The sequence below is a fragment of the Ruegeria sp. AK4 genome, assembly GCF_056541025.1.
In genome coordinates this window covers 1-10,250 of record NZ_JBQFXS010000043.1, presented here as the reverse complement: position 1 = coordinate 10,250, position 10,250 = coordinate 1, and the positions used below count along the sequence as shown (strand labels likewise).

Here is a 10,250-nt window from a genome sequence, read left to right as displayed (position 1 = left end):
AGCATACAAGATCACTTCTTTCGGAAAGTGTGCACCCTTGAATGAGATTGTCACGGTCTGCTCCTGTAATTTGGAGCATGCGCTACCAAAATTAAGCTTGACCTGACAGGTGGGAACAAAGTTTGCGACAGAACCCATAGATACCCTGATACTGTTGCGGTACAGCGCGCAGCGAGGCCGGAGCCAAACGGTTAATCATCTGATTTCCTTTGCGTGTTCGTAGTGTTGCCGCCGAAAACTTGGGCCAAGTCGAACATCAGCACTAACAAAACATCAGGGCCGGGCATCAATGGTTGTTTTGGCTCGCTCAGCTCTGATCGGTAATACTGACGATCCGACCGGCTTCAACACGAAACGCAGATGCGCCGCAGAATCGCAGCTGCTGCCCTGCTTTCCACCCATTGGGCAAATCAGCTGAAACCACCGCTGAATAGTCGATCTCAACCAAGGTAACAGCTTCGACCGTTATCATGTTTGTCACCGTTTGCTGACGGGATTTGAACGCTTGCACGCCGGCAGAGGCCAAATCGGAAAAGGCTTGTATTCCTGACGTTTCAACCGTGACGTCTCCGTCGACGATGTTTCGAAACTCCACGTCATCAGAAAGGCAAGTGATCATGCCGGCCACATCCATCTGATTGTAGGCCGCGATGTAGGCTGCAATTACTTCGGGAAGGTTGCTCATACTATGTCTCGCGCAGTGCCGGATACCCGTACCGAGTTACCTTTAACATCATCCAACGACACATGGATCAAGGATGGGCTGCCCATGTCTTCTCCCTGGCGGATCGTGAATTCACCCCCATGTGGCCAGTTGCTATCACGCAGGTACCCTGCAAAGGCCGCCGCCGCTGCGCCCGTTGCCGGGTCTTCCAGAACACCCCCCGAAGCGAATGCATTGCGCGCAATGAATGTCTGATCGGCTTCAATGAAGACAAGCATCACAGTGACCAAATTATAGTTGCGCATCACCTGACGTCCCCTGTCGAGATCATATGTCATTCCAGCCAATCGGGTCCGACTTTTTAGTGGCAGCACAACATGATCCGCGCCACCATGGATATGAGCCGGGGCTAGGCGTGGATCAAGGTCATCCACCGTCAGATCAAAGAGCGCCAGGATATCGCGCGTTTCTGCGTCTGTCAGAGCGCGGCTTTTGGTCGGGGGTGATGACAGGGTGGCAACTACGCCGTCGGGTGTCGTGTCCGTATCCACCGTGATCGTGGCGTCATTCAGGGTCAGGTAATAGGTGCCGGCCCCACTAAGTCGCCCGAGCGCGGCGCCCAGGGCAATTGTTGCATGGCCACAGAATGGAACCTCAGATTCAGGAGAGAAGTAACGAACGCGCCAACTCTTTTTCCCGCCATCCTGTGGTACGGCAAACGCAGTCTCTGAATATCCGACCTCAGCCGCGACCCGGGCCATTTCCACGACACTGGCGTCGCTTTCCAACAGTACCACACCTGCCGGATTTCCACCTTCCGCTCCTTGGCTAAATGCCGCAATACGCTGGATATCCATCTTTCTCTCCATAGTTCTGCTCGCGGCAAACTATCGGAAAGACCCGGGCAATGTCCCAGCTCTGATGAAGGGCAATTTGAAAATCTGCTTTCACATCATTGCCCAGTTTCCTAAACTTCCTTCATGTCGAAAGAACTGGATAAAACGGACTGCCGAATCGTAGAGCTACTCGATTCCTATGGCCGTACCAGCCTTGCAGATATTGGAAAGAACGTAGGTCTTTCCGGCCCCGCCGTCGGGGAACGCCTGCGCCACCTTCAGGAGAGCGGTTATCTCACAGGCTTTGGTGCCCGGATCAATTTGCGACGTTTTGGCTATACAATCCAGGCTCTAGTCCGGATCAAACCAAGAAGTGGGCAGCTTCATATTGTCGAAAAGATGATCGAGGAACAGCCTCGCTTTATGTCATGTGACAGGGTCACCGGCGACGATTGTTATGTCGCGCGGCTGCTTTTGAAAGAGATCAGCGAACTCGACGATATCCTTCTGCCCTTCCACGACCGGGCCGAGACCAACACGTCCATCGTAAAATCTTCGATCTTCGAGCACAGATTGCCGCCCCTCGACCAGCCCTAGACATCGGAATTGCTTTTGGAATCTAGGATCGCCAGTCCTTGGTCTTTGCTACCAGCCATTTCCTGAACCGCCGTATCTTTTGCGAATTGCGGTGGCTCTCGGGATAGACAAGCCAATAGCCGGATCCATCTTCACAAGTCAGATCGAAAGGTTGGATTAATCGCCCGCTTGCAAGCTCATCCTTGAAAAATGCAGGTGTTAGCATTGCGACACCCTGGCCGGACATGGCTGCGTTGGCTTCCAATACCTGAGGACCGAAATGGTGGCGGACCTCGTCCGACAGCTCCGGCCTCTCCAATCCCACCGCTGCAAGCCAGCGAATCCACCAGGGATCAGACGGCGACATGATGTGAAGGCGAATTAGGTCCTTGGGGTCATGAACGCCGCCTATGCTTTCAGCCAGATCCTTGCTCAGCATTGGGGTAAAACGGGTTTGGATTAGTAAATGGCTCGAAAGTCCACGCCAGTTGCCTTTGCCACCGCGAATGGCGACGTCGAAGCCACTGGAGACAAAATCGGTCAGAGTTTCACTCACTTCCACCCGCACCGCAATATTGGGGTTTTCCACCTGAAATCCTCCTAGGTGCTGAGCTAGGAAATTGGTGGCAAATGTTGGAATGACACTGATTGCAAGCGTTTCCTGCGAAACGCCTTTGGCCTCGGCAAACGCGTCACTCAGGACGTTGAGCGCCTCGGTCGCCTTTTCTGCGAAACCAGCTCCAATGTCTGTCAGGGATACTCCGCGCGCCTCGCGGCGGAAAAGTGGTGCGCCGACCCGTTCCTCAAGGATCTTTACCTGATAGCTGACAGCAGCCTGAGTCATCCCAAGCTTGTCTGCCGCAACCGTGAAGTTTTTGCACCTCGCGGCCTTCTCAAAAACCCGAATTGCAGCCAATGGCGGAAGATCACCTCGGGAAGCCATTTACGCTCCTTATGTGTTTGGACTCTGTTTTGTTTGTTTTATTGCCATTCAACCGGTCAAACGTATGCCAGCCATCAAATCAATGAATGCGAGGACCATATGAAAAGGCTGGCGTATTTTCAAATCTTTCTGAATCGACTTAATGCAACCCGCGGGAAAAAAACCGTTCACTTAGGTGAGTTTCAACACTGGTCTGGCCACATGAAAAGGGACATTGGCATGGATTACCCAGCGCCACCGGAAAGGTGTTACTTTCAAAGATCATCCTGGTAATGCGAAAGCGCCGCTAAGTCAGGAATGTTGTTTCAAACTCTTGCAAGTGGACAGTTTATGAACCCAAAGATCGTATCGGCTGAACACGTCCCGCTCGAGGATTTGCGCCTGGCAATGAACAGCGCGTTTTCGGACTATGCAGTTCCAATGCAACTGACCCGGCAGTCATTTGCTTTCATGTTGAAGCAAAGGGGATTTGATCGCCAAGCCTCGCATGTTGCGCTTGTTGAAGGACAAATCGCTGCCATTTGGTTGATGTCTTTGCGCGGACGCCACAGCTACCTAGTTGCAAGCGGCACAGTTCCTGCGTTCCGACGGTTGAGATTGGCACGGAGACTGGCGGACGATTGCCTTGTGCACCTTCAACAACGAGACACGGTAAGTTTCCAGACCGAGGTAATGGCCGATAACAGCAAGGCATTTGAGTTGTACGCGTCTCTGGGAATGAAAACTGCCCGGACTCTGCAGTGTTATGACGTTCCACCGCTGCCGAGTACCGATGCTCCTGGTATGGTGCGAAAGGTACCCTGGAGGGAGATTCAGAGCGACGCCACCGCAATGATCGAATTGGAACCCTCCTGGCAAAACGACATCGCGTCCGTCAGCGCCGTAGCGGATGAAGCACAATGCTGGGCCATATCCGATAACCTTGGTTTGGCGGCCTATGCGGTCATTTTGCCAACAAACAATACCCTTGCCCAAATTTGCGTTCGCAAAGACCGAAGACGGGAAGGGATCGGCAGTTCATTGCTTCACACGTGTCAGGCTGGCGACACGCTTCGCCTGCTTAACGTTGACGTTTCATCAACAGAGTTCCAGTCGTTTCTTGGAAGTGTCGTAGCTGTACCGACAGTCCGCCAATTTGAATTGAGCATGAACCTATGACGATTCGGAGCGGGAAAATGCCCGAAAGCCAGATGTTTCGCCCGGTTTCAGAGCAAATTCTGGCAAATGATTGGGGCGTTCTAACCAAATACGAGTTTGAATTGCGTCGCCAGAATGGCCAATGGCAGCGCCAAACGCGAGAAGCCTATGATCGCGGCAACGGGGCGACTTGCCTGTTGCACAACCCGGATACAGATCAAGTATTGCTCACGCGTCAGTTCCGATTGCCAGTTTTCCTCAATGGAGGGATTGATGGGTTGATCGAAACCCCCGCTGGGTTGCTTGACGGCGCTCAGGCCGATGAGAGAATGCGTAAAGAGCTTGAAGAAGAAACCGGTTATCAGATCGACAAACTCATCCACTTGTTTGACGTCTACATGAGCCCAGGCTCAGTCACGGAGTTTCTGTCTTTCTTCAAAGGTACGTATTCACGCTCTGATAAAAAGGGGCAAGGGGGTGGTTCTTTCGACGAAGGAGAGGACATTGAAGTTATGCACATATCACTAATGGACGCGATGCAGATGATTACCGAGGGCGAAATTCGGGATGCGAAGACCGTCATTCTTCTTCAAAACCTGATGATCGAAAGGTTAACGGGCACGGTTTGAAGACTCAGTTCAAAACTGTCGGTCGCCAACACCCATCAACGGAAAATCTGTGGCAATCAGTAACTGATTTGTTGCACACCCATGTCACAAACCGCATGCTTGCTGCGTCCTGTTTCTGTACACCTCTAAAACAGGAGCGCCACATGAAATCCCGCCTCAACCATTTCGCCGTTGCCCCGCAACTGATGCAGCCAATGCTCGATATGGAGGAATGCCTCAAATCATCGGGCCTGGAGCACAGTCTCATCGAATTGGTAAAATTGCGTGTGTCGCAGATCAACGGTTGCGCATTCTGCATCCACATGCACACCCATGACGCGCGTGCGCAAGGTGAAAGTGAAGACAGGCTTCACTTGTTGAATGCCTGGCGAGAGTCGTCTCTTTATTCTGAGCGTGAACGCGCCGCTCTTGCCTGGGCCGAAACGCTGACCCGCATCGAGCAGAATGGCGCACCGGATCACATCTATGAAGAGATGGCCGTTCAATATTCAGATCAGGAAAAGATCGCCCTGACATTGGCGGTAACAACCATCAATGCCTGGAACCGCATTGCTATTGGCTTTGCAACGCCACATCCTGCCGCCAAGGAGGCCTCGGCCGCATGAGTCATGTGACTTCACCCGGCAACGACCAGACTTTTGTCGATCTGCAACCGCGCTTGTTTGCGGTCGCCTACCGAATGCTGGGCACAGTTAGTGATGCAGAGGATGTAGTACAGGACGCATTTTTGCGTTGGCAGAAGGTTGATCATGTCAGTGTGCGGGACACGACGGGGTTTCTAATCCGAACGGTTACACGGTTATGTCTCGATCATATGCGAGCCGCGCATACTCGGCGCGAAGCATATCCCGGTGAATGGTTGCCCGAACCACTGATCACAGATGATGCCACCGAGCGACTGGATCGGGACGTCTCGGTGGCACTCTTATTGGCCCTGGAGCGGCTAACACCTCTCGAGCGGGCAGCCTTTCTACTCTACGATGTGTTCGAGCAATCATATGACGAGCTGGCAAAGGCACTGGAACGCACACCTGAATCCTGCCGCCAACTTGTCAGCCGAGCTCGGAAACATGTGCAGCGCAGTAAACCTCGAACACAGGTTGCGCCGCAACAAGGCGAAGCCATCGCCAAGGCATTTTTCATGGCCGCCAAAAGCGGCGACACAGACGTTCTTACCAAATTGCTTGCACAAGACGTACGATTTGTTTCGGATGGCGGCGGCAAAGTGCTGGCGACGCTCAATCCGATATTGGGCCGAGACAAGGTGATGCGGCTATTATCTGGACTGGCGCGAAAATACTCTGATCAACCAGTCCAACAATGGCAATTTTGCCACCTGAACAATCTGCCATCGATCCTCAGCCACGAAACTGACGGTATTTTGCAAACAACATCGTTGGAGATCGAATGTGACGTGATTACAGCTGTTTACGTGGTGCGCAATCCGGAAAAGACTCGTCATCTGTCTTTCGACTACAACACGCCCATCAATCTCGGTCTATCTGACTGAGCTTACAACATCGGCCCAGAGCCGACCTTGAGCGCTATGTTCGAATGCTGCGCTTGCGAGTTAGCTATCCGGTGGAATTCGACCAATACATGTGTGGGTTGTTGAACTGAGACCATTCGTCTGGTAACAAGACGAACCGGAAACCCTGATACAGGAGATATCAGATATGCTGAATTGTCAGACCTCAATGCTTCGCGCGGTAGGCGCAGTAGCCCGTTAAAGCGGTCTGACAGGTTTCCGATCTGAAGGCCGCCTCGTGAGCGGCCTTTTTTGTGTTTTCCTCATGTGGCGGCTTTCCATCATTTCATGGAGAGAACAATGCCAAGCTTATCACTTCACATACCAATCGGCCGGTCGCGCGGCCTCTTATTGCGGCTAGCGGCTATCTTCGACCGGCAACCCAGTGTGGAAAGGCCTATTCGACGAAAGAGAGCCGAGTTGCCGGCTCATCTGAGGAAGGAGGTTGGTCTTCCACCGGAGGCTGAACACCCACCTCCTTCGCATTATCGGTTCCCTTTTTAAGGAACCGTCCAAGCAAGGGCATTAAGCTGCCCTTGCTTTTAACAATCGTTCCGTGCCCGGAGTGATGCCTATCCTCCTTCCGCGCGATAAACGAACCCTGCGGTTTGCAGTTCCTATAGACGATTTTCAAGACCGCCGGAGAGATCGTTTCGCACGCGTCCTGCAACCTGCAAAGACCAAGGTCGGCTGGTCCGAAGAAAAGCCGGCCAAACTGGAAGAGGAAATCCTGTCCATATTCGACCAGCTCAAGCCAAGTGCGAAAACAGCAGCGCCCTTGAGAACACCAGCATGTACGATGCAAAAAACTGTCGTTGAAGTCGTCTCGACCATTGAAGGTTTTCTGGCGTAGCCAGTCCTTCTATTAACCCAGTAACTTCCACTTCACGTCAGGATGTTGCGTGTTTGCTTGCCGTGCCGGGGCGGCAAGACAACAGGATCAGGACCAGAAAGGACAGGTTTAGTACGACGTTGAAGGGCGCCCCTACTAGAATAGAGCCTAAACTGTCGGCGCAAAACCAGGACCATGCAGCAATCTGAGCGGTCTTGGCCGCGGCTACCGCCGATACCGGAACAACATAAGTTCCCAGCGCCCACTGCATTCCCCCCAAGCCAACCGTCAGGCCACCCGTGATCACCAGCGGTAAAGGCGACGGAACCATCAGCTCCGCGGGAACGGCGTGCATTGGCCAATACGCGATTTGCAGAAAGATATGCGCTACGGGATGAAGAAACTGAAACGCGGCCAGCGCAAAAAGCGCCCCGGTTGCAACAAGCACGCCGCCTGATATTCGCATTGCTGACTGTTGTTGGGTCATGAGTTTCTCCTTTCGATATGCGCCCTTCATGCAGCTTGCGGGGGACGCAAATCAATTACCTTAGAGGTAAGTGAATTCTGTTAGGACCCTTGCTAAACTCAGATCATGACACCCTATCCCGGCATACTGAAAGATTGGCGAAGGCGACGCAGGATGAGCCAGTTGGACCTCGCGATCGAAGCTGAGGTCAGCGCGCGCCATATCTCCTTTCTAGAAACCGGGCGGTCCCGGCCCAGCCTGGACATGATCCTTCACCTGTCCGAGGTCATGGACCTTCCGGTCGAAACCCGAAATCAGATGATGCGCGCCGAAGGCTTCGCGCCGCGTTTTGCGGCAACGCCGATTGATGACGCGGCGATGTCGCCAATCCGGGCTGCGGTCGAATGGACACTTCAGCAACATGCCCCTTACCCAGGCATGGTACTGGACCGGCTCTGGAGTATTGTGATGCTCAACAGCGGAGCACAAAGGCTTTTCAAGCCGTTGGGGATCAGCGAGGGGCAAAGCCTGCTGGACCTGCTGACCAGCTCGATGATGCCTGAGCTTGTCGAAAACTGGCCCGAGGTCGCGCATCACACGATGTTAAGACTGCGTGCCGAAAGTGCCAATGCAGGCGGTATACCCGCACTGGATGCTGCGGCGCGCACCTTGTCGAAGCAAGGGCACGCCCGCAGTGACGCGGTGATTGGGCCGACAATTTCTACGACCTACCGCTTTGGTGGTCAGCGGCTTTCCCTATTTGGAACCATTGCGCAATTCAGCACAGTCACGGACGTCACGCTAGACGATTTGAAGATTGAGCTTTTTTCCGGCCGACGACCAAAGTGCCAAATTTCTGCGTGACCTTGCCCTCGTGGCTGCCAGTTAAATGATGATCTGATCAGAACCTCACCGCGTCCCGGTGAACCTCGCGTGTTCCTGACCTCGGCAGGTTTCGGTAAACAGTCGCGCAAAAGCGATCTGGACGCGGAACAATTCTTCCCCTAGAACTTTACCTGTTATCCTGTCCCTAAAAGGACCAATTTCATGGTGTTCCCGTCGCAGGGCTGAATAGCCCCTCTTCATTCTGAGCCTTTAGCTCTTTACCGCGACTTATTCGCCGGACGTTGTCCGGCAGGTGACCCATGACAGACCAAATCCTGATTTCGCAGGCGCCCACCCGCGCCGAGTTCACGCCTTTGATCCGGTTAGCCGTTCCGCTGATGGTCGGGCTGGCCGCAGCGCTATTGATCGGCGTCGTAGACACGGCGATGATTTCTCCGCTCGGGACGGTCCCGCTTGCGGCGGCTGGTGTGACCACGGCCGTTCTGATCATCCTGATTTCCGCTCTTTGGGGCGTGATCACCGCTATTTCCGTACAGATCAGCCAGGCAGAGGGCGCACGCGATACCGCGCGGGTTGCGCTGGCGTTGCGCAGCGGGCTTTTGCTGTGCCTTCTGGGCGGCGGCGGCGCGGCGTTGGTGATGATGGCGCTCTATCCGTTGCTGGGGCCTTTGGGGCAACCGAAGGAGGTTCTGGCAATCCTGCTGCCATACTGGATGTCGATGGCGATCTGGATCGTGCCTTTCACTCTGTTTTTCGGCCTGAAAGCTCTGTTCGACGCCGTTGGACGGCCTTGGACGGCTGTTGCGCTGTCCTATCTGGGCGTCCTGTTCAACGTACCCGCAAACTATGCCTTCATTCACATCTTTGGTCTTGGAATTCTGGGCGCTGGTCTGGCCAGCATACTCTCACAATGTACGTCGCTGGTTGCCGGGATCTATGTGTTGATACGCGCGCCGGGGCTGGCCGCCTTTCGCCAGCGGGTGACCGTTGCATGGGCGGATGTGTGGTCACAGGCCAAAGACGCCCTGCCGCTCTGTCTTGGCTATGCGGGTGAGGGCGGAGCCTACGCCGTGGTTGGCCTGATGATGGGCTGGTTGGGGGCCGAGGCGCTAGCCGCCCATCAAATCGTCAACGCGCTTGCGGGGTTGGCCTATATGATCCCGCTTGGCATGGCAGGTGCGGCCTCGATCCGAGTGGGTATTGCGGTCGGCGCTGGCAATCGGGAACGGCTCAGACCGATCTTGAAGGCGTCTTTTGTGATGGTCACACTTTGGCAGGCGGTCGCTGCCATCGTCTTCATTGCTGCGGGCCGGATGCTGGCGGAAAGCATGTCGGATGACCCTGCCGTCATTGACCTCGCGGTCACGCTGTTTTTCATCGTGGCACTGCTGCAAGTTGCGGACGGCGTTCAGGGTACTGCGTTGGGTGCGCTGAGGGGAATGTCGGACATGAACTTGCCCACGATCATAACCCTGACGGCCTATTGGCCACTTGCCTTGCCGGCCAGCTATGCATTGGGGTTCCTCTTTGATCTCGGAGCGGTCGGCGTCTGGATCGGCTATACTCTGGGTCTGGTTGCGGCAGCCGTTGCCCTGCCCTTGCGGTTCTGGGCGCTGACACGGGCCTGAATTTTGGGGACTGATCGATTGGGAAAACTAAGCCGCGAGCCACTTCGCGACGGGGTGATATGACTTGCCAGATCCTAGGCTCCAGACTCATTGATTTACAGCCAGAATAGGACCGTAGCCGCGAGCGCGATGGCTGACAGGAAGACCTTGGGGCATCTGTCATAG

General features: G+C 54.4%; 12 protein-coding genes. 8 read left to right on the top strand and 4 right to left on the bottom strand.

Going from position 1 to position 10,250, the window contains the following annotated elements:
* Positions 1 to 307 precede the first annotated feature (307 nt).
* Entirely contained in the window at positions 308 to 685 is a 378-nt protein-coding gene (locus ACR0EZ_RS25415; RefSeq protein ID WP_480617607.1) for a nuclear transport factor 2 family protein, read from the bottom strand.
* Complete coding sequence (locus tag ACR0EZ_RS25410; protein ID WP_480617606.1) at positions 682 to 1,521, bottom strand: PhzF family phenazine biosynthesis protein; 840 nt, start codon at positions 1,519 to 1,521, stop codon at positions 682 to 684. Before ACR0EZ_RS25410 ends, ACR0EZ_RS25415 begins: the two co-directional genes overlap by 4 nt.
* 123 nt (positions 1,522 to 1,644) lie before the next feature.
* On the opposite strand from ACR0EZ_RS25410, the gene ACR0EZ_RS25405 reads away from it, so the two are divergent.
* The gene (locus tag ACR0EZ_RS25405; protein ID WP_480617605.1) at positions 1,645 to 2,097 is read left to right on the top strand and encodes an Lrp/AsnC family transcriptional regulator; all 453 of its coding nucleotides are present in this window, start codon (positions 1,645 to 1,647) and stop codon (positions 2,095 to 2,097) included.
* 22 nt (positions 2,098 to 2,119) lie between these two features.
* Here ACR0EZ_RS25405 and ACR0EZ_RS25400 read toward each other — a convergent pair whose 3' ends face one another.
* Positions 2,120 to 3,019: a LysR substrate-binding domain-containing protein gene (locus ACR0EZ_RS25400; protein ID WP_480617604.1), complete on the bottom strand. Its 900-nt coding sequence runs from the start codon at positions 3,017 to 3,019 to the stop codon at positions 2,120 to 2,122.
* 330 nt (positions 3,020 to 3,349) lie between these two features.
* Here ACR0EZ_RS25400 and ACR0EZ_RS25395 point away from each other — a divergent pair, with 330 nt between their 5' ends.
* From ACR0EZ_RS25395 to ACR0EZ_RS25375, 5 genes are all read left to right on the top strand, one after another.
* Positions 3,350 to 4,177, top strand: a complete 828-nt coding sequence (locus ACR0EZ_RS25395) for a GNAT family N-acetyltransferase (protein WP_480617603.1) — start codon at positions 3,350 to 3,352, stop codon at positions 4,175 to 4,177.
* A 17-nt stretch (positions 4,178 to 4,194) separates the two neighbouring features.
* On the top strand, positions 4,195 to 4,785 hold the full coding sequence (locus tag ACR0EZ_RS25390) for an NUDIX domain-containing protein (RefSeq protein WP_480617602.1): 591 nt from the start codon (positions 4,195 to 4,197) through the stop codon (positions 4,783 to 4,785).
* Positions 4,786 to 4,928: 143 nt separating this feature from the next.
* Complete coding sequence (locus ACR0EZ_RS25385; protein ID WP_480617601.1) at positions 4,929 to 5,390, top strand: carboxymuconolactone decarboxylase family protein; 462 nt, start codon at positions 4,929 to 4,931, stop codon at positions 5,388 to 5,390.
* Entirely contained in the window at positions 5,387 to 6,295 is a 909-nt protein-coding gene (locus ACR0EZ_RS25380) for a sigma-70 family RNA polymerase sigma factor (RefSeq protein WP_480617600.1), read from the top strand. The genes ACR0EZ_RS25385 and ACR0EZ_RS25380 overlap by 4 nt, the downstream gene beginning before the upstream one ends.
* Positions 6,296 to 6,881: 586 nt before the next feature.
* The gene (locus tag ACR0EZ_RS25375; protein WP_480617599.1) at positions 6,882 to 7,166 is read left to right on the top strand and encodes a hypothetical protein; all 285 of its coding nucleotides are present in this window, start codon (positions 6,882 to 6,884) and stop codon (positions 7,164 to 7,166) included.
* Positions 7,167 to 7,203: 37 nt separating this feature from the next.
* On the opposite strand, the gene ACR0EZ_RS25370 is transcribed toward ACR0EZ_RS25375, so the two are convergent.
* A complete protein-coding gene (locus tag ACR0EZ_RS25370) occupies positions 7,204 to 7,662 on the bottom strand; it encodes a hypothetical protein (protein WP_480617598.1) in 459 nt (152 codons plus the stop codon).
* Positions 7,663 to 7,737: 75 nt separating this feature from the next.
* Between ACR0EZ_RS25370 and ACR0EZ_RS25365 the strand changes: the two genes are divergently transcribed.
* Both ACR0EZ_RS25365 and ACR0EZ_RS25360 read left to right on the top strand, forming a co-directional pair.
* Complete coding sequence (locus ACR0EZ_RS25365) at positions 7,738 to 8,475, top strand: MmyB family transcriptional regulator (RefSeq protein WP_480617597.1); 738 nt, start codon at positions 7,738 to 7,740, stop codon at positions 8,473 to 8,475.
* A 281-nt stretch (positions 8,476 to 8,756) separates the two neighbouring features.
* Entirely contained in the window at positions 8,757 to 10,085 is a 1,329-nt protein-coding gene (locus ACR0EZ_RS25360; RefSeq protein ID WP_480617596.1) for an MATE family efflux transporter, read from the top strand.
* Positions 10,086 to 10,250: the final 165 nt, after the last annotated feature.

What these genes read in the sequence shown, in the direction of transcription:
- ACR0EZ_RS25405 (WP_480617605.1), top strand. Translation starts at nt 1,645, where the DNA reads ATGTCGAAAGAACTGGATAAAACGGACTGCCGAATCGTAGAGCTACTC.
- ACR0EZ_RS25365 (WP_480617597.1), top strand. Translation starts at nt 7,738, where the DNA reads ATGACACCCTATCCCGGCATACTGAAAGATTGGCGAAGGCGACGCAGG.
- ACR0EZ_RS25360 (WP_480617596.1), top strand. Translation starts at nt 8,757, where the DNA reads ATGACAGACCAAATCCTGATTTCGCAGGCGCCCACCCGCGCCGAGTTC.
- ACR0EZ_RS25380 (WP_480617600.1), top strand. Translation starts at nt 5,387, where the DNA reads ATGAGTCATGTGACTTCACCCGGCAACGACCAGACTTTTGTCGATCTG.
- ACR0EZ_RS25410 (WP_480617606.1), bottom strand. Translation starts at nt 1,521, where the DNA reads ATGGATATCCAGCGTATTGCGGCATTTAGCCAAGGAGCGGAAGGTGGA.
- ACR0EZ_RS25370 (WP_480617598.1), bottom strand. Translation starts at nt 7,662, where the DNA reads ATGAAGGGCGCATATCGAAAGGAGAAACTCATGACCCAACAACAGTCA.
- ACR0EZ_RS25395 (WP_480617603.1), top strand. Translation starts at nt 3,350, where the DNA reads ATGAACCCAAAGATCGTATCGGCTGAACACGTCCCGCTCGAGGATTTG.
- ACR0EZ_RS25400 (WP_480617604.1), bottom strand. Translation starts at nt 3,019, where the DNA reads ATGGCTTCCCGAGGTGATCTTCCGCCATTGGCTGCAATTCGGGTTTTT.
- ACR0EZ_RS25375 (WP_480617599.1), top strand. Translation starts at nt 6,882, where the DNA reads ATGCCTATCCTCCTTCCGCGCGATAAACGAACCCTGCGGTTTGCAGTT.
- ACR0EZ_RS25385 (WP_480617601.1), top strand. Translation starts at nt 4,929, where the DNA reads ATGAAATCCCGCCTCAACCATTTCGCCGTTGCCCCGCAACTGATGCAG.
- ACR0EZ_RS25390 (WP_480617602.1), top strand. Translation starts at nt 4,195, where the DNA reads ATGCCCGAAAGCCAGATGTTTCGCCCGGTTTCAGAGCAAATTCTGGCA.
- ACR0EZ_RS25415 (WP_480617607.1), bottom strand. Translation starts at nt 685, where the DNA reads ATGAGCAACCTTCCCGAAGTAATTGCAGCCTACATCGCGGCCTACAAT.